Consider the following 19,001-nt stretch of genomic DNA (forward strand, 5'->3'; position numbering starts at 1 on the left):
CGGGCTGGCATGCACGAGCAGACGCAAGGTTGCGGGGCGGTCAGCGCGGCACGAGTTCACCGCGCCGCAACGCAAATCAATGATGGAGCAACGGATAGGCCACGAGCCCGAATAGCGCCGCCGCAGTGACGATGACCGGCTCCTGCAGCTTCCTGAAGCGCCACAGCAGCAGCACGGTTGCGACGGCGACCAGTGCGGTCGGTATGTCGACGATCGAGCGTTTCGCGATCACGAGGACGGAGCCCGTGATCGCACCGACGGCTGCGGCGGTGATTCCGTCCACGAACGCCTTGACGTCCGGACGGTGCCCGTACTTCTTCATGTACGGCGCGGGAATGACGGTGAACAGATAGCAAGGCAGGAACGTGCCGAGCGCCGCGACGCACGCGCCGGGCAAGCCGGCGACGAGATACCCGATGAAGCCGACTGTGATGACGACCGGCCCGGGCGTGATCATCGCGACCGCAACGGCATCCACGAACTGCCTGTCGTTCAGCCAGTGATGTTCGGTGACGACGCCGCCGTAGAGGAACGGCACGATCGCGAGCCCCGAGCCGAACACGAACGCGCCCGCCTTCGTGAAGAACGCGCCGATCTGCACGAGCTGCGGCAGGTCGATGCCGCTCAGTATTCCGCTGGCGGCCGGCAGGTTGGCGGCGGCTACCGCATGCAGCCCGCCCCGATGCAGCCACTTCGGTGGCGCGCGCCACAGCCAGCCGATCAACCCGGCAGCGATGAAGAGCCACGCGATTTCCGATTCGGTGACAAACGTGACGACGGTGAGCGTCAGGAAGATCGCCCAAAGCAACTTGTCGTTGCCGACGGTTTTGGTGGTCAGCTTGTACGCGCTCATCGCGATGATGCCGACCACCGCGGCGCCGACACCATAGAAAACCGCCTGCATCCACGACAGCCCGCCGAAGTGCGCGTAGGCGAAGCCGAGCGCGAGCACCATCAGGAACGACGGCAGCACGAACGCGAATCCGACGAGCGTCGCGCCCAGCAGACGATAGTGGACGAAGCCGAGATAGATCGCGAGCTGCGCGGCCATCGGCCCCGGCGCGAGCTGGGCCAGCGTGAGTCCTTCCTTGTAGTCGGCTTCGGTGATCCAGCCGCGACGCTCGACCAGGTCGCGACGCATGTAGCCCGCGAGCGCGACCGGCCCGCCGAAGCCGAACGTCCCGAGACGCAGCATGTAGGCAACCAGCTCGCCGAGCGAGTAGGTCGGTTCGGTCGCGGCGATGGCGGTGGTCATGACCTGGCTCCGTTCCCGTTCTTTCCGGTCGATGAGAAATGCGCGTACAGCGCGTCGAGCACGGCGCTCATGTGCTCGAGCAACTGGTCGTCGTTCTCCGCGCGCTGGCGCGTGCCGGCCATCACGGCCTCGAAGCCGATCGCTTCGGGCGCCGCGGGGCCGCCTACGTCGAGCGCATGCACGATCTCGCCGAGCCGTACGAGTGCAGCGTTCGTATCGAGCGCGAAACTCGCGAGCAGCACTTCGAACGTGACGCGCTCGCCCACATGCGTGAACGCAGCGCCGTCGAAATCGAAGCCCAGCGCGTCAGCGGGGCAATCCGCCGGCGACGCGAGCCAGATGAAGCGCGCGTGGGTGTCGATGAAGCGGCGGATCAGCCACGCGCTGGCGACTCGATCGACCCACATGCGCTGGCGCGTCGCCCAGGTTCGTCCCTGATACTCGTCGATTGCGAGCACGCGGACGGGGCGCTCGGCAGCGTGCGGCTCGCCCGGCGACAGCACGGTATCGACCAGCGCGACGAAATCCTGCAGCGCGACTTCGGCACGGGTCGCTGCGTCGCACGGGAAGTAATCGATTGACCGGATCGCGTCGAAGTCCTTGCGGATGCGTCGCAGCAAGCGCGTGAGTTCCACGGCGGACTGTCCGGCGAAGGTCTTGCGGGCCTCCGCGAGGGTCTGAATGAAGGCGGTGTAGTCGTCGCGTCGATCGAAGAGCGTCCGGAACTCCAGATCCTGCGCCGCGTCGAGACTTGGCGCGCGCAACAGGTGGGCGGTGCCGCCGCTCTCGGCGATCGCGTCCGCGAGTTCGCGCAGGGCTGCTTCGTGCTCGTCCGAGTACGGGAGCAGATAGATGCCGTCGCGCAACACCGCGCAGCCCTTCGCCTTCAGGGAACGCCAGAACCGCATGCGCGCCGTCGCGTTCTGCGTCGGAAGCGTCAGGATGAGGAGCGACCATGTCGTGAGCGCATTCATGTAGAAAATGCTACTCAAGCGTTATCAGCTCTACAAGAAAACTTTGGCGAAGGCTGTCGCGGCGGGGCGGCGGGCAACTCCCTTCTTCGTCTGACGTTTGGCCGATATACCCCTCCCCCCTATATGGAAAGCAGATTTGAGATATAGTCCCCCCCGGTATATGAAGGGACTGCCATGAGCCACACCATCAAGGAAAAGCAAAAGCTGCTGAACCGTGTCCGCCGCATCAAGGGACAGGTCGAAGCGATCGAACGCGCGCTGGAGGACGAGCGCGGTTGCAACGAGATCCTGCGCCTCATCACGAGTGGTCGCGGCGCGATGAACGGCCTGCTCGCGGTCGTGCTTGAGGATCACATCCGCAGCCATCTGGTCGATGCCGAACATCACGCCGATGAAGGCAGCGCGACCGAACAGCTGATCGAAGTCGTTCACAGCTACTTCAAGTAATCGAGGGCGCAATGAACGACTTCAGGAACGACGCCTTCGGCGCAGGGCACGACCACATCTTTCTCGGCGCGGCGCACGAGCAGAACGAACGCAGGACGTGGATGGTCATCGCGCTGTGCGCGGCGATGATGGTGGCCGAGGTCGTCGGCGGGTCGATGTTCGGCTCGCTGGCGCTCATCGCAGACGGCCTGCACATGTCGACGCATGCGGGCGCGATGCTGATCGCCGCGCTCGCCTACACGTACGCTCGCAAGCATGCGAGTGACCCGCGCTTCGTGTTCGGCACGGGCAAGCTCGGCGATCTGGCGGGCTTCACGAGCGCGATCGTGCTCGCGATGATCGCGCTGCTGATCGGGTACGAGGCGGTTGCGCGCCTGCTCGCCCCGGTACCGATTCATTTCGGCGAGGCCATTCCGATCGCGGTTGCCGGCCTGCTCGTCAACGTCGCGAGCGTATGGCTGCTGAGCGGCGACCATCATGGCCATAGCCACGGGCATGGTCATCACCATCACCACGGGCATGCGCACGACGCTCACGAACACGAGGAGGACGCGCACCGGATCTTCGATCAGCAAGGCGTGTTTCTCGTATCGGTGTTCGAGGATGGCGTCCCGCCGGTTTTCCGTGTGACCCCCGCGACGAACGACACGAAGCGCGTCGACGCGAGCGCCGTGTCGGTGACGACGATCCGTCCGGACGGCACGCGGCAGACGTTCGCGATGGAAAGTCGCGGCGCTTACCTGGAGTCGACCGACGACATTCCCGAGCCGCATGAATTCAAGGCGATCGTCCGCTTGAACGGCCGCGAGCACGCGTTGGCATTCGAGGAGCACGACCATCGCGCGTCCACTGCGGCGGCGCGCGACCACAACATCCGTTCCGCGTATGTCCACGTGATCGCCGATGCGGCCGTGTCCGTGTTGACGATCGTCGGGCTGCTGCTCGCGCGCGCATTCGGTTGGGTGTGGATGGATCCGCTGGCCGGCATCATCGGCGCGCTGGTGATCGCGAACTGGTCGTACGGCCTGATGCGAGACACCGGCGGCATCCTGCTCGACATGAATTCGGACCGTCGTCTGACGGACAGTGTGCGCGATGCAATCGAAGGCGTGGGCGACCGCGTCGGCGACCTGCATGTCTGGCGGCTCGGGCCGGGGCACATGAGCGCGGTCGTGTCGGTGGCGACGGCGGACCCGAAGCGGGATGCACGCTTCTATCACGGCGTGCTCCAGCGTTTCAGGAACCTGTCGCATGTCACCGTCGAAGTGATACCCGCGACGCGAGGGCAGTAAACATGGCGGTCAAATCCCCTTGCGTCGACGTATGTTCGTTCGACGGCCGGACCGGCTACTGCGTGGCATGCCTGCGCACGCGCGACGAAGCGCGCGGCTGGAAGAAGATGACGGACCACCGGCGTCACCAGATCGTGAACGACCGCGCGGCGGCACGCGAAGCTGACGCGGGAAACGACCGACTGATTGCAGCCTTGCGCGGCCGGACAGCGACACGCCGCGCGTGTATGCGTTCATCTATTGCCGACGACGCACGCCGCGTAGGACCGCGAGCCGGCCCGACCCGGCACGCGTCGTCGGCAACGCTCCGCTTTACATCTCGTATCGCAACGTCGCCATGACGCTGCGCGGTGCCCCCGGCAGGTTGAGGTTCGCGTTCGAGCCGTGTGCCGAGACGATATAGCCCTTGTTGAACAGGTTGTAGAGGTTCAACTGGAGCGACATCGGGCCGCGCGCGTACCAGGCCATCATGTCGGCCGTCACGTAACCCGGCAAGGTCACCGTGTTCTGCGGATCGGCCATCCGCGCGCCGACGAAGTTCAGGCCGCCGCCAACGCCGAAGCCGTTGCCGAGATTCTTGGTCAGCCACAGATTGCCGGAGTGACGCGGCGTGAGCGTGGCCCGCTTGCCCTGCAATGCAGCGGTCGAATTCGTGACGGTGGCATCCAGGTACGCGTAGCCTGCCAGCACGCGCCAGCCGTGGCTGAGCTCGGCTGCGCCGCTGAGTTCCACGCCGTCGGTCCGCTGCTCGCCGATCGGAATCAGCGCCGTGCCGGCTCCGTTGGTGATCTTGATGTTGCTGCGATCCAGCCGGAACACCGAGATCGTCGTGGTGGCCTTGCCGCCGAGCCAGTCGTACTTCGCACCGATCTCGGTATTGGTCGTGATTTCCGGCGCGAGCTCCGCATTGTTGGCCGCGAGCGAGAACGCCTCGCCCGACGGCTGGAACGAGCGGCTCCACGACACGTAGTACGACTGCGTCCGGGTCGGCTGCCAGACCAGGCCCAGGCGCGGGCTCCATGCGGTGTCGGTACGCGACAGGCCCGGCTGTTTGGGCCGGCGGTCGAGCGTCTCCTGCTCGAAGCGGTCGTAGCGGATGCCGACCAGCGCCTTCCACTGATCGTTGAAGCTGATCAGGTCCTGCGTGTAGAACCCGAGCGTCTTGAAGATGCCGAGGTTGTTGGTGGCCGGCGTGGTCGACGTGTGCAGCGGCAGCGTCGGCAGCGCCGGCGCGAACAGGTCGAAATTCATCGGCTTGCCGTTCGCGCCGGCGACGGGAGCCGAATAATTGACGAGATCCTTGTTCTGCTGGCCGATTTCCATCCCGTACAGCAACTCGTGCTTCATGCCGAACAGCGTGGCCTTTTGCGTGAGATCGGTCTGGTTGAACCAGCCGTGTTCCTCGCGATAGACGTTGCCGTGATTCAGCGTGAACGTCCGGCTCGCTTCGTTGACGCTGCCGACGAGCGTGTTGTTCCGGTCGAGCGAATAGTGATAGTAGCGAGTGGCATTGCGGATCGACCACTGTTCGTTGAACTCGTGCTTGATCGTCGCGGTGCTCGAATAGACACGCGATCGCGAATAGTCGACCTCGCCGGCGTTCGCCGCGCCGTAATAGGCGGATGCCGGCACGTCGACCGGCCGTCCCTTGTAGGCCGGGATGCCGAAGTCCGTCACACGGCGATCTTCGAGGTAGTCGGCCTGCAGCAATACCGTCGTCTTCGGCGCGATGCGGAATTCGAACGACGGCGCGACCGCCGTGCGATTCAGAAACTGCTGCGACCGATAGCTCTTGGCTTCCTCGTGCGCGCCGGTGATCCGGAACGCGGCCGCGCCGTTCGCGAGCACGCGGCCGACATCGGCTTCGACCCGACGGTCGGCCCACGAACCGTAGCTGACACCCAGGTTGGTGACGTCGACTCCGGGCTTTTTCGTCACACGGTTGATTAGTCCACCTGAAGAACCTCGGCCATAAAGAACGGCGGCAGGGCCCTTGACGACTTCTACGCGATCGACGTTCGACAGATCGCGGAAATAGAGCGCATCGTCGCGAATGCCGTCGACGAACTGGTCGGCAATCGCGGAGAAGCCGCGAATGGTGACCTGGTCGCGCTGACCGTCGCCGGTGGAGAACCCGACGCCCGCGACGTTCTTCAACACGTCCTGCAGGGAATTGGCGTGCTGATCACGCATCACTTCGGCCGTGACCACGTTCACCGTCTGCGGGATGTCGCGCAGCGGCGCGTCGATCCGGGTGGCGCTGACCGCGTTGGTCGGGTTGTAGCCTTCGCCCGGATCACGGACCGCGCTCGCGTTCACCGAGACGGCCGGCAACATGTCGGTCGTCGCGCTCGTCGGCGCGGCGGTGTTTTCCTGCGCGAAGGCCGCGACAACCATGATCGGCTGGCACGCAACGGCGGCCAGTACGGCGCGTCGTGCCGGGTGCAATACTCGTCTCATCTCCCAACCTGTCGTGTGCGTAATGATTCGTAATTTCGTAACGCGACGCATTATCATTTGAAAGGAATCGAAGGTCAACAAGTGTTGCAATGCACTCGATTGTTGATTTGTCTGATGTTTATGCAGCGCGATGGGGCTGGTCGTCACGCATTGCGTGTCGATGCAGTCGATATGTGCGTCGGTCTCGTCCAGAATGTGCTCGAGGATTTCCGCAGGACACGTGTTCCTGTACGGATGTCGCAGCAAGTAAGTACCCGCTGCGACAGGCAACCCCCGGCGTCCGCCGCCCCCAACCTCGAGGTCGACCCGTCATGAGCGTTCCATCACCCATTGCCGGCAAGCGTGCGATTCCGCGGACCGTGTGGGCGCTGGGCCTCGTCAGCCTGTTCATGGACCTATCGTCCGAGCTGATCCATGCGCTGCTGCCGATCTATCTGGTGTCGACGATGGGGATGAGCGTCGTCGCGCTCGGCATCCTCGAAGGAGCGGCCGAGGCGACCGCGATGATCGTGAAGGTGTTCTCCGGCGCGATCAGCGACTGGCTCGGGCGCCGCAAGGGACTGCTGCTGCTCGGCTACGGCCTCGCGGCGTTCACCAAGCCGTTGTTCCCGCTCGCGTCCACCCCGGCCGTGGTCGTGACGGCCCGGCTGCTCGATCGCGTCGGCAAGGGAATTCGCGGCGCGCCGCGCGACGCGCTGGTGGCCGACGTCGCACCGCCCGAAATCCGCGGCGCGTGCTTCGGCCTGCGGCAGTCGATGGATACCGTGGGCGCGTTTCTCGGCCCGCTGCTCGCCATCGCGCTGATGTTGTTGTTCGCGGATCGCATCCGGACCGTGCTCTGGTTCGCCGTGGTGCCGGCGTTCATCGCGATCGCGCTGATCATATTCGGCGTGCGGGAGCCCGATCGGGCGGAATCGCAACGGCGCTTTCGCTCGCCGCTGCGCTGGAGCGCGCTGCGCGAGTTTCCGCGCAGCTACTGGTTCGTCGTCGCGGCCGGCGCGACCTATACGCTCGCGCGTTTCAGCGAGGCGTTCCTGGTGCTGCGCGCGCAGCAGACCGGGCTCGACGCCGCATGGATCCCGGCGGTGATGGTCGCGATGAGCGTCACCTATTCGCTGTCCGCGTGGCCGGTCGGCATCCTGTCGGACCGGCTCGATCGACGCGTGCTGCTCGCGGCCGGCATGGTGCTGCTGATCGCGGCCGACCTGCTGCTGGGCATCGGCACGTCGACGATCTCGATGTTCGTCGGCGTGGCCGTGTGGGGGCTGCACATGGGCTTTACGCAGGGCATCCTCGCCGCGATGGTGTCGGAAACCTCGCCGGCTACGCTGCGCGGTACTGCGTTCGGCGTATTCAATCTCGTTAGCGGCATCTGCATGCTGCTCGCCAGCAGCCTCGCCGGCGCGCTGTGGACGCATTTTGGCGCGTCGACCACGTTTGTCACGGGTGCCGCGCTGGTCGTGGTGCCGTTGTGTCTGTGCCGGTTCATGCCGCGACCCGGCACGTCGGCGGCGTGACGCGTCGCATGGCGGTTTCGCGGATGTCCCGCGTACGGCCAAGCTGACCGCCGGGCGCGACAGGGCGCCTGTCCCGAGCCGGCGGCTTGGCCTGTCCCGCTGCGGCAGAACGCTCCGGCACCTACACCGTCTTGCCCCGCCGTCTTTCCTTTCAGAATTGAAAGATGGTCCGGCGTTTGCGATAGAATGCCTCCCCGTTCGCCGTGGCCATGCCCGCGGACGGGCTCCGGCACTCGAAACGGCGCACGCCGTGCTCGCGGAATTCCGTTCCCGTTTCGATGCCGGCGATCGATCTGCCGTTGGAAACACATGTTCCGTAATTTGGATTGCTAATGAAGAAGAAGCACAACATCACCCGGTACATCGTCATCGCGATGGCGCTGGGCATCGCCGTGGGCTACGCCTGTCATAGCGCGTTTCCCGACCCGAAAATGGCCAGGGAAGTCGCCGGCTACGTGTCGTTGCTGTCCGACGTGTTCCTGCGGCTGATCAAGATGATCATCGCGCCGCTGGTGTTCGCGACGCTGACGGTCGGCATCGCGCAGATGGGCGACAGCGGGTCGGTCGGCCGCGTGGGCGTGAAGGCGTTCGGCTGGTTCTTCATCGCGTCATTCACGTCGCTGGTGCTCGGTCTCGTGACCGCGACGATCCTGAAGCCGGGCAGCCACCTGAGCCTGCCGCTGCCGGCCGCCGATGCGACGCTGAACCTGAAGACGGCCGCATTCACGCTGAAGGACTTCGTCGTCCACCTGGTGCCGAAGTCGATCGCCGAGGCGATGGCGAACAACGAGATCCTGCAGATCGTCGTGTTCTCGATCTTCTTCGGCACCGCGCTGTCCGCGCTCGGCGACGCCGGCAAGCGCCTGACCGGCGTGATCGACGATCTCGCGCAGGTCATGCTGAAGGTGACGGGCGCGGTGATGTGGTTCGCGCCGGTCGCCGTGTTTGCCGCGCTGGCGTCGACGATCACGACGGAAGGGCTCGGCATCCTGCTCACGTTCGCGAAGTTCATGGCGAGCTTCTATCTGGCGCTGGCGCTGCTGTGGGGCGTGCTGACGCTCGCGGGCGTGACGTTCCTCGGCAAGCGCGCGTTCACGCTGATCCGCCTGATTCGCGAGCCGTTCCTGCTGTCGTTCGCGACGGCGAGCTCCGAAGCCGCGTATCCGAAGCTGCTCGACGCGCTCGACCGGTTCGGCGTGAACCGCAAGATCTCGAGCTTCGTGCTGCCGATCGGGTATTCGTTCAACCTCGACGGCTCGATGATGTACTGCACGTTCGCGGTGCTGTTCATCTCGCAGGTGTACGGGATCGACCTGCCGCTCGGCACGCAGATCACGATGCTGCTGATGCTGATGGTGACGTCGAAGGGGATGGCCGGCGTGCCGCGCGCGTCGCTCGTCGTGATCGCGGCGACGCTCAGCCAGTTCCACCTGCCGGAAGCCGGGCTGCTGCTGATCATGGGTGTCGACATGTTCCTCGACATGGGGCGCTCGGCGACCAACGCCGTCGGCAACTCGATCGCGGCGGCCGTGGTCGCGAAGTGGGAGGGCCAGCTCGGCGATCCGCGCGACGACGCGGATTCGGGCGGCGGCGAGATCAAGCAGGTGGAGGTGCGTGAGACGGCGACGTCCGCGTGATGTTCCGGTAGTCAATGATGTTTTCCGGCCTGGATTCGACAGGGATTCAGGCCGGCGCGAGACCCGCCGGCGACCTTCCCGATTCGCCGAACAAGCCCTCCGCCAGTTCTTCAATACGCCGCATTCCAGCCAGCGGTGACATGCCCGCAGGCGAACACCCGTTTTCCCCGATAGTCGTGCCGGACGCGTAAGTGGTCATTCACTCTCGCGCAGTCGTCTGCAGCGCATCTCTCGCATGCGCGGGCGGTCCGCAATTTTTTTCGATTTATTTGACGTCATCCTCCGCCTAAAGGCAGAGGATTCCCACACCTGGCGATGCACGTCCGCATCGGAGAATGTTCACGGCAGCGTTGGTATCTCGATCATGCACGACACCACAGTCACTGCAGGCCCACTCTCTTATTCGCAGTCCGGCGATACCTTTCGGCCGCGTCGTGCTGTCTTTCGACCCGCACGCCGAACAGGACTGGGTAGAACCGCTTTCGTCGACTTCCTCGAACGTGGCCCCGTGCGCGATCGCCTTGTAGCGGAGCTTGCTTCGGAAGGACGACCAGGATGCGTCGTAGACGCTCTTCGCCATCCTGGTTCTGGCGAGCTTCGCGGCCGACACGTTGCCGACCGCGATGTAATCGAAACGCCGCACCAGATCGAGCGCGAGCTTGTGCTGGAAATCGGCACGGGCATTCGCCACTTTGGCGTGCAGCTTCGCGATATGTCGCTTGTGCTTGCGCGCCCGTTGAGCTTTCGCCAGTTTCTCCGCCGCGCGTCGGCCGAATCGGTCATTGGGCAGCTTCTCGCCGGTCGAAAGTGTGGCGAAGTCTTTCAGGCCGAGATCGATGCCAACACCGGAACGGACCGGGCGGGCCTGCATATCGGGCATCTCGATCACGATGTTGAGAAACCAGTTGCCGCGCGCATCCTGTGCGAAGTTGGTCCCATCCTTGATCTTGCCTTCGGGAAGCGGCCGGCTACTGAACACGCGAAAGGTATTGCCGGCGAATCGGAACGCATCACCCTCGCGCTTCAGGTGACAGCCCTTCAGTGGCACCCAGCCAAGCGACTTCCTGCCGCGATAGCGCAGGTAAGGCCGACGGTGCTGGCTGCGCGACTTCGCGTATTGCTCGCACGTCGCGTTGATCGTGCCGGAGTGAATGCCAAGCGCCTTGCTGCTGCCGCTCGTCAGTCCATTCAGGTCGAAGCCTGTTGGCCACTTCTTGCTCCATTTCAGCGCGTGCTTCTGCGTATCGTTGCAGAAGTTCCAGACGTAGTTCACCGCACGGCTCTGCTTGTTGAGCAGTCCGTTGAGCGACTTCACCCGGTAGCGGTAGACAAGAATCATGCCGGTGATCCTAACCCGTGGAAGAAGCTGTCTGTCAACAGCAATCCTTTCCTTCCCGCCATCCGCCCCGAAGGAAGTCCCCTTGGGGGAAATAGCTGGTCTCTCGGAGCAAATTCTGATGAAAAAGCCATTCAGGAGAACCTCAGCCATGGTCGCCAGAAAATCGATTCGGGCCGTGCTGCTCGCCGCCGCGATCGCCGCGATCGCACCTTACGGATATGCGGGTAATACCACCGACTGGCTGGCGAATACATATGGCACGCTCGCGGCGCACGTCGGCAACGTCGCGCGTTCGATGTGGGTCGCGCCCGAAGGCGTGATCTACACCGCGTCGATGTGGGACGAGGATGAGGGCGGCGTCGCGATCTACCAGAACGGCAAGAGCGTTGGCTCGATCGGCGCGCATTCCGAATTCCAGGGCAGCGCGATCACGGGCAACGCGACGTCGCTGTTCGTCGCGCTGCAGCCCGGCAGCACCTACGGCAGCGGCGCGGTCGGGCGCTACAGCCGCGCGACGCACTTTCGCGACAAGCTCATTCAGGTCTCCGCCGCGACGAACCAGCCGCGCATCGACGTCGTCACCGGGCTCGCGACGGCCGGCTCGCTGCTCTACGCGAGCGATTTCTACGGCAACCGCGTGCGGGTGTTCACGACCGACGGCGTCTGGCAGCGGGACATCGGCGTGTCCGCGCCGGGCGCGCTCGCGGTCGACGCAGCGGGCAACGTCTGGGTCGCGCAGAAAAGCGCCGGCGCGGTCGTCGAATTCAGCCCGGCCGGCGCGCCGCTGAACACGATCCGGCTGGCTGCCGGGTCGCAGCCGTCGGCGCTCTATGTCGATGCGGCGGCGGGGGAGCTGCTGGTCGGCGACGAAGGCCCCGACATGAACATCAAGCGCTACACCGTATCGGGCCGGCCCGCGCTGGCCGGCACGTTCGGCGTGCGCGGCGGCTATCTCGACACGACGGCGGGCATCAAGGGGCAGGTCGGCGCGAAGCGCTTCACCCGGATCGTCGGGATCGGCAAGGACACGGGCGGCAACCTGTACGTGCTCAATAACCCGTGGGGCGGCAGCTGGGATCTCGGCCGCAACGGCGCGACCGACATTCATGCGTACAGCAGCACCGGCAGCCTGCGGTGGACGCTGCAGTCGCTCAACTTCGAAGGGATCGCGTCACCCGATCCGGTCACGGACGGCGCGCTGTTCTACAGCGGCACGCACATCTACGGCGGCACCGCGGGCGGCACCTTCATCGCGAATACGGTCGATCCGTTCACGTATCCGTCGGATCCGCGCATCAACATGAACGACACGCAGCGCGACGAGCACTTCGGGCTGCTGACGTCGGTCGGTGCGAACCGGATCCTCGTGGCAGCGGGGCAGAATCCGCCGGTTTATTACTTCTTCCACTTCAACGCGGCCAACGGCTATGTCGCGATTCCCGACGGATCGATCCCGGGGCCCGCGTTCAACACGACCCGGCGCGTGTCGGCCGGCTTCAGCCTCGACAGCAAGGGCGACGTATGGGCCGGCCTCGACAAGACCGGCGCCATTTATCACTATCCGCTGACCGGCTTCGATGCGAGCGGCAAGCCTTCGTGGGGGCCGGGCGTGCCGACGCCGGTGCCGGCCAGCATTCAGCCGCTGACGCGCGTGGTCTATCTCGCCGACAGCGACACGATGGTGCTCGCGCAGGGCGTGGTCGGGAGTACGGACTGGACGTCGATCGGCACGCGCATCGAGGTGTATCACGGCTGGAGCGCGGGCAACACAACGAAGCCGAATCCGGTGATCACGCTGCCGCACAGCGGCGCGAAGTCGATCGACGCGGCCGGCAATCACTTGTTCGTCGGCTACTGGTTCAGCAGCAGCGGGCCGCTGTGGCCGAACATCGACGCATTCAACCTCGACACCGGCAACCTCGACACGACGCTCGTCAATGCAAGCCCGGCGACCGTGGATACCAGCAGCGCGATCGACGCGATGTACAGCGTGCGCGCGTACCGCCGCTCGAACGGTGAGTACGTGGTGACGAAGAACAACGTGAAGGGGAACAGCATCACCGTTTATCGGTGGACGCCTTGAGGGCGGCGCCTTGAACGCAACGATGACATCACGGTGGCTGTCATCGAAACGTCTTCGCTGTAACCATATGTAATAGGTCGGCTCCGCAATGGAACCGGTCATCCACTTGACACTGGGCGGCGCTGTAATTCCGGCACGTCGGCGATAGCCGACGCAACCCATTCGATCGCTTGGCACAAGCCCTCGCCACCGCGCGACACGGGCAGACAAGGCCAGGATCATGCCGGACACGTCAGACGATCATCGCCCCCACTGTTCAAGAGGATTCCTATGAAAAATAGCCAGGTCAAGCGTGCGCTCCGGCTCGGAGCCGTCATGTCGGCCGTGCTGCTTGCGTCGCAGGCGCACGCGGATGGGTTCAATGCAGCCGATGCCGCTCGCGTGCCGAGCGGTCAGTTCGTCACGCCGCTGGCCGTCCGTGGCGCGGTCCAGCAGTTCCTGAATCCCGGGTTGCCCGCCTATCCGCATTTCGTCGCGGGGGAGGCCGTGCGCTCGCAATTGAGCCCGGACGGCAAGACGCTGGCGATCATCACCGCCGGCCAGAACTCGCTGTACAAACCGGACGGTTCCGTCGACACCGCGAACTCGACGCAATTCATCTTCCTGTACGACGTGGCGGGCGCGAACAAGACGCGCCCCGTGCTCAGGCAGGTGCTGCAGCAGACCAACGCGTTCGTCGGCCTGGCGTTCTCGCATGACGGGAGCACGCTCTACGCGACCGGCGGCAGCGACGACGCGGTCTACGTCTATGCGCAGCACGGCGGCACGTGGGCGCTGTCGACCACGATCGCGCTCGGCCATGGGGGCAAGGGTGTCGGCATCCGCGTGCAGCCGAACGCGGCGGGGCTCGCGTTGTCGGCCGACGGCAAGACGCTGGTGGTCGCGAACAACTACAACGATTCGATCAGCGTGATCGATACCGCGACCAACAACGTGCGCTACGAGCACGACCTGCGCCCGTTCTTTGCGGGCAACGAAGGCCGCAGCGGCGACGCCGGCGGCACGTTCCCGTTCGCGGTCGTCGTGAAAGGCAACGGCGTCGCGTATGTGTCGTCGGATCGCGATCGCGAAATTGTCGCGATCGACGTGTCGTCGCCGTCTCGCGCTCGCCTGGTCAAGCGCATCAAGCTGGACGGCAACGCGCTCGGCATGACGCTCGACGCGTCGCAATCGAGGCTGTTCGTCGCGCAGGACAACGCCGACCAGGTCGCGGTGATCGACACGAACACCAACGCGATCGTGACGCGGATCGACGCGCGCGCACCGTCCGGTGTGCTGGCGCACGGCCAGACGCACACGGGCGCGGCGACGTATGCGGTCACGCTGTCGCGCGACGGCCGGACGCTGTATGCGACCAACGCCGGCGCGAACGAAATCGCGGTCATTCCGCTCGTCGGCGAGCGCGCGTATCACGTCACCGGATTGATTCCGACCGCCTTCGAGCCGCACGACGTGACGTTCAGCGCGGACGGCACGTGGATGTACGTGGTGAACGGCAAGAGCACGACCGGCCCGAACCCCGGCCACCTGTTCGGCGCGACACCTGCACAGGCCGCCGCGTCGCGCGCATCGAACGAATACCAGTTTCAGCTCGAGCGCGCGTCGCTCGTGAGCGCGCCGGTGCCCGCGGCGGGCGAGCTGCCGAAGCTGACGCAGCAGGCCGCGCGCAACAACTTCTATCGCCCGGAAGACAACGACCGGGATAACGAAGTGATGGGCTTTCTGCGCCGTCACATCAAGCACGTGATCTACGTCGTCAAGGAAAACCGCACGTTCGACCAGGTGCTCGGCGACCTCGGCAACGGGGCCGACGGCGATCCGCGGCTCGCCCAGTTCGGCCGGAACATCACGCCGAACTTCCATCGGCTGGCGAGCCAGTTCGTGACGCTCGACAACTTCATGAACCCTGGCGACGGCAGCATGGACGGCTGGTCCTGGGCGCTTCAGGGGCGCGTCACCAACACCGAGACGATTACGCAGCAAATCAACTACGCGGCGGTCAATCGCGGGCTGTCGTACGAGAGCGAGGGCACGAACCGCAGCGTGCCGGTCAACTGGGAATCGGTGCAGCAGCGCGATGCGGCTGCCGGCCCGGCCGGCACGACGAATTACAGCAACGCGGCGGCCGGCCTGCCGGGCGGCGCGGCGAACCTGCTGCCCGGCACCGGCAACCATGCGTCGTCCGATGCGCCGTTCGGCCGCCAGCGCGGCTACATCTTCGATGCGGTGCTCGCCGGCGGCGGCACGGTCCGCAACTACGGATTCCTCGTCAACAACATCGGCAGCATCGGCACGGCCGCGAACCCGATCGTCGACCCGCGCGCGTCCGGCGTCGTCCAGGTCGCCGCACTGGACCCGCGGCTGGCGTCGATGACCGACGTGTACTTCCGTGGCTTCGACCAGACCTATCCGGACCAGTGGCGCCTGAACGAGTGGAAACGCGAGTTCGACCAGTATGTCGCGAGCGGCAACCTGCCGACGCTGTCGCTGGTGCGCCTGTCCCACGATCACATGGGCGCGTTCGGCACGGCGTTCGCCGGCGTGAATACGCCGGAAACGCAGCAGGCAGACAACGATCTGGCGGTCGGCCGGCTCGTCGAGGCCGTCGCGAAGAGCCCCTATGCGAGCGACACGCTGATCGTCGTGACCGAGGACGACGTGCAGGATGGCCCCGACCACGTGGATTCGCATCGCGGGCCGGCGTACATCGTCGGGCCGTACGTGAAGCAGGGCGCGGTGATCCGGACGCGCTACAGCCAGGTCAACGCGTTGCGGACCATCGAGGACGTGCTCGGCACGCAGCACATGAACCTGAATACCGCCTACCAGCGACCGATGAGCGACGTGTTCGACGTGCATGGCCCGGCGTCGTGGAGCTATACGGCGGTCGCGTCGAAGGCGCTGAAGGGCACCGGGCTGCGACTGGCCGAAGGGGCGGGCGAGAGCCTGCTGCACTACGCGGCCGGGCCCGATGTCACGCCGACGCATGACGCGGCGTACTGGGCGAAGGTGACGGCGAAGTTCGACTTCGACGATGCCGACGAGGTGCCGGCGGATCAGTTCAACAGGGTCTTGTGGAAAGGCATGATGGGATCGAAGCCGTATCCGAAGCTGCGGGGCGTGACGCAGAAGGTGGCGAGCCGCGACGACGATTGATCGTCCGGGCGGCTGCTTTGGAAGTCGGCCCTCCCGGCGGGAGGGCCTTGTTTTTTGCGCGGGGGCGGTCGACTGGGATGCTCGATCTCACGCGCGCCATATCAGATTCGCACTGTGTTCCGTTTCCGATACGAGGCGGAAACCAAGGCGTTCATAGAGTCCCCGTGCGGGATTGCCGTGCAGCACGCTGAGCGATACGGGCACGTGCGCACGTGCCGCTTCGACCAGCAACTCGCGCAGCACGGCTTCGCCGATGCGTTGCCCTTGTCGGGCCGGCAGGATCTGGATCTGGTGAACGTGCCATTCGTCGGCGGAGCGCGTCACCTTCAGCAATCCAATCGCGTTGACGCCGGTGTCGGCGCTTTCGCAGACGATCATCGCGTCTTCGAAGTTCGCCGCGATGCGCCGGTGGTGCGCTTCATCGTCGGCAGGCGCGCCGACGCGTTGCAAATGCTCGGTCATCGTGAGCCGGCGCAGCATCAGCAGAAAGGGCAGGTCGGACGAGGATGCGGGACGCAGGCGGATCGCCGGTTTCATGAGCGATGGGGATGCGCTCGGGGTTCGAGCTTCGACGCCGATGATTGCAGCAATCGCGACGCAGGTCAAAGCCCCGGCAACGGAATCTGCCGCCCCGCCGGGCGATGTTCGAGGACATCCGTGACTTCGTATTCGGTTTTTGCTCCGTCCGAGGTTTGCCACTGCTGCATACGGACGTTGCAGACCAGCACGTCACCCTTGCTGAAACTGATCTGGCTGTTGTTCACGCGCGACAGGAATCCGGCATCCGTGATCGCCGCGTGTATCGTCGACGCGCCGTCGTACAGCCGCCACTTGTTGTCGTCCTTGAACGCGAGCGACACGATCGAGAACGCCATCTTTCGATGTTCGTCGAGAAGGAGCGCGTCGGTTTGTCCGGGCGCGTGAAACCATGCGATCTCATCGCGGGTGATCGTCTCGAACACCTCGGTGTCGGTGCCGGTCGCGAAAATCACGATGCCGTCGCGCGCGAGCGGCGCAAGCACGTGCTCGGTGGCCTGTCGAACGCCGACGTCGCGCAGCAGCGTGAGGACCGACAGGTCGATCTCGAGTTGCTCGCCGTCCACGTGCAGCAATGCGGTGTGGTCCTGCATCTTCACCCGCTGGATCTCGCGCCCGCGCAACCACTTGAGGACGGCGAAGAGACCCTTCCTCGCCTTCGGCGCGGCGATGCCGAGCGCGGTCAGGATCGTGACCGCGTTGGCAAGGGCCGTGCTTTCGTTGCCGCTCAGTAGGTCGCGCATGCGGCCGAGCAGCGAGGTCGCGAGCGTGAAGTCGATCCCGAAGCTGCCGGTCTTGAAGCTGCCGCGCACGTTCACGCGCGGTCGAACCTGATCGCCGCAGAGTGCCCGTGTCGATGCCTCGAGCAGATCTCCGATCGCAAGGAGTGCGGGCGCGAGTTCGCGCACGTCCATTTCGGAAGATTCGAGTGCGGGGCCGTCGTAAGTGACGCGAAATCGGCTCATGGTGTCGGGGCGGCCGAAATCGGCCGGGCCGGTGCGGTTTTCATGGCGTGCGGTCATGCGAAATGTCGGCTGGAGACGTGGACGATACAGGAATCGAATTCGTTCGGATGCCTTGAATGTTAAGCGTGATCGATCGGCTGTGCGCGACGTTGGCCATCGGGCCAGGGCGATCGTCCGACGTGTCCCGACAGTGCCCGCCAAGCATCGAACTTTTCCACTGATTTCCCGGTTACAACCGCCGACTCGCGCGTGCAGCGGGTTACGCCGCTTCTGGCCTGCGGGCGATCCGCTCGCGGATTTCGGGCGACGCCAGGCACATCGCCACGGCTTCGTAGCCGGGCGCACCACGGTAAGGCGCCACGCGGGAAGGCGGATTGTGATTCGCCGGACACAGGATGATCGCCTCATCGGGCCCGACCGCCGACAGATCGAGAATGGCCGACGAACGCGTCATCAGGAACAGCGGACGCGCGTCGGTCGCGGCGCGTGCGCGCAGCCACGCGATCAACGCCTGTTGCGTGGGCCGGTCGAGATCCTGTTCAATCAAATCGACGACCAGTGCGCTCGGGCCCTCCGCTTCGAGGCAGGCAAGCAGCGCGGTCAGGGCCGGCGATTGCGTCGCGCCGCCATCGGCGAGCGACGCCAAAGCGCGCGCCACACGCGCGTGCCATGCCGGGTCGGCCTGCAGCGCTCCCGATGCCGCGGCAGCGCCGTTTTCCAGCCGATCGAGTCCCACGAGCACCGCGCCGGGCAGCGCCTCGGCCAGCCGCATCGCCAGTCGCGTCTTGCCGCTTCCCAGCGAGCCGATGATGTAGTTCAACGGGCGAATGTCGTGAAACTCGAACCACTCGCCACCCCACGGCCACGGCAGATTGAACGCGACACCGGCGCCGCGATCGTCGAGCAGCTGCGTCAGCTCCCCGTCGGACGGCATCCGGCCGCGCGCAAGGCCGGTGCGCATCGCACGCACGCGATCGAGCTTGTGGACGAGATCCTGAATGCCGAGGTCGAGCGCCGCTTCGTGAGCGGCCAGCGCGTCATCGAGACTGCGCGCGTCGCCACCGAGCACGCTCGCGACCTGCGCCAGGCTCAGGCCAAGCGCACGCAGCGCGACGATGTCGGCGGCGCGTGCGAGGTCCTCGGGGCCGTACACCCGATAGCCCGCCGGCGTTCGCTCCGGCGCGACGAGGCCGTGCCGCTCATAGACCCGCAGCGCCTTCACCGATACACCGAGCCGCGCGGCTGCCGCCGAAGCGCTCAAGCGAAGCGTGGACGTGCCCATTCGTCACCCCTGTCTGCCGTCGATTCGTCACCGCCAGCATAAAGGCGACCCCAAGGG

General features: G+C 65.4%; 13 protein-coding genes and 1 pseudogene. 7 read left to right on the forward strand and 7 right to left on the reverse strand.

The window, feature by feature from the left end; translation table 11 throughout:
• Window positions 1-76: 76 nt before the first annotated feature.
• Both BAMB_RS25260 and BAMB_RS25265 read right to left on the reverse strand, forming a co-directional pair.
• The gene (locus BAMB_RS25260; RefSeq protein WP_011659986.1) at window positions 77-1,255 is read right to left on the reverse strand and encodes a chromate transporter; all 1,179 of its coding nucleotides are present in this window, start codon (window positions 1,253-1,255) and stop codon (window positions 77-79) included.
• Complete coding sequence (locus tag BAMB_RS25265; protein WP_011659987.1) at window positions 1,252-2,229, reverse strand: chromate resistance protein ChrB domain-containing protein; 978 nt, start codon at window positions 2,227-2,229, stop codon at window positions 1,252-1,254. Before BAMB_RS25265 ends, BAMB_RS25260 begins: the two co-directional genes overlap by 4 nt.
• A 174-nt stretch (window positions 2,230-2,403) precedes the next feature.
• Here BAMB_RS25265 and BAMB_RS25270 point away from each other — a divergent pair, with 174 nt between their 5' ends.
• The 3 genes and pseudogenes from BAMB_RS25270 to BAMB_RS36210 all read left to right on the forward strand — a co-directional run bounded on the left by BAMB_RS25270 (window position 2,404) and on the right by BAMB_RS36210 (window position 4,154).
• Entirely contained in the window at window positions 2,404-2,676 is a 273-nt protein-coding gene (locus BAMB_RS25270; RefSeq protein ID WP_011659988.1) for a metal/formaldehyde-sensitive transcriptional repressor, read from the forward strand.
• 11 nt (window positions 2,677-2,687) lie between these two features.
• A complete protein-coding gene (dmeF, locus tag BAMB_RS25275) occupies window positions 2,688-3,968 on the forward strand; it encodes a CDF family Co(II)/Ni(II) efflux transporter DmeF (protein ID WP_011659989.1) in 1,281 nt (426 codons plus the stop codon).
• Window positions 3,969-3,970: 2 nt separating this feature from the next.
• Window positions 3,971-4,154: pseudogene (locus BAMB_RS36210) on the forward strand (DUF1289 domain-containing protein).
• Window positions 4,155-4,280: 126 nt separating this feature from the next.
• Here BAMB_RS36210 and BAMB_RS25280 read toward each other — a convergent pair.
• Window positions 4,281-6,428 (reverse strand): TonB-dependent receptor, encoded by a 2,148-nt coding sequence (locus BAMB_RS25280; protein WP_011659991.1) that lies wholly within the window; start codon window positions 6,426-6,428, stop codon window positions 4,281-4,283.
• A 311-nt stretch (window positions 6,429-6,739) separates the two neighbouring features.
• On the opposite strand from BAMB_RS25280, the gene BAMB_RS25285 reads away from it, so the two are divergent.
• Window positions 6,740-7,945 carry an MFS transporter gene (locus tag BAMB_RS25285; protein WP_011659992.1) on the forward strand — a complete coding sequence of 402 codons (1,206 nt, stop codon included), beginning with the start codon at window positions 6,740-6,742 and terminating at the stop codon, window positions 7,943-7,945.
• A 332-nt stretch (window positions 7,946-8,277) separates the two neighbouring features.
• Window positions 8,278-9,582, forward strand: a complete 1,305-nt coding sequence (locus BAMB_RS25290; protein ID WP_011659993.1) for a dicarboxylate/amino acid:cation symporter — start codon at window positions 8,278-8,280, stop codon at window positions 9,580-9,582.
• A gap of 286 nt (window positions 9,583-9,868) precedes the next feature.
• Here BAMB_RS25290 and BAMB_RS25295 read toward each other — a convergent pair whose 3' ends face one another.
• Window positions 9,869-10,921, reverse strand: coding sequence for an RNA-guided endonuclease InsQ/TnpB family protein (locus tag BAMB_RS25295; protein WP_011659994.1), 1,053 nt, complete (start codon window positions 10,919-10,921; stop codon window positions 9,869-9,871).
• 148 nt (window positions 10,922-11,069) lie between these two features.
• On the opposite strand from BAMB_RS25295, the gene BAMB_RS25300 reads away from it, so the two are divergent.
• Window positions 11,070-13,004: an NHL repeat-containing protein gene (locus tag BAMB_RS25300; RefSeq protein WP_011659995.1), complete on the forward strand. Its 1,935-nt coding sequence runs from the start codon at window positions 11,070-11,072 to the stop codon at window positions 13,002-13,004.
• 270 nt (window positions 13,005-13,274) lie between these two features.
• Window positions 13,275-16,160 (forward strand): bifunctional YncE family protein/alkaline phosphatase family protein, encoded by a 2,886-nt coding sequence (locus BAMB_RS25305; protein WP_011659996.1) that lies wholly within the window; start codon window positions 13,275-13,277, stop codon window positions 16,158-16,160.
• Window positions 16,161-16,247: 87 nt separating this feature from the next.
• Here the strand turns inward: BAMB_RS25305 and BAMB_RS25310 are convergent, their stop codons facing one another.
• From BAMB_RS25310 to BAMB_RS25320, 3 genes are all read right to left on the reverse strand, one after another.
• Window positions 16,248-16,697 (reverse strand): GNAT family N-acetyltransferase, encoded by a 450-nt coding sequence (locus BAMB_RS25310; protein ID WP_011659997.1) that lies wholly within the window; start codon window positions 16,695-16,697, stop codon window positions 16,248-16,250.
• 65 nt (window positions 16,698-16,762) lie between these two features.
• Complete coding sequence (locus BAMB_RS25315; protein WP_011659998.1) at window positions 16,763-17,719, reverse strand: LAPAL motif-containing putative phage structural protein; 957 nt, start codon at window positions 17,717-17,719, stop codon at window positions 16,763-16,765.
• Window positions 17,720-17,921: 202 nt separating this feature from the next.
• On the reverse strand, window positions 17,922-18,944 hold the full coding sequence (locus BAMB_RS25320; RefSeq protein ID WP_011659999.1) for a MerR family transcriptional regulator: 1,023 nt from the start codon (window positions 18,942-18,944) through the stop codon (window positions 17,922-17,924).
• Between the last annotated feature and the right edge of the window lie 57 nt (window positions 18,945-19,001).

The organism is Burkholderia ambifaria AMMD, assembly GCF_000203915.1.
In the GTDB taxonomy this organism is placed as follows: Bacteria; Pseudomonadota; Gammaproteobacteria; order Burkholderiales; family Burkholderiaceae; genus Burkholderia; species Burkholderia ambifaria.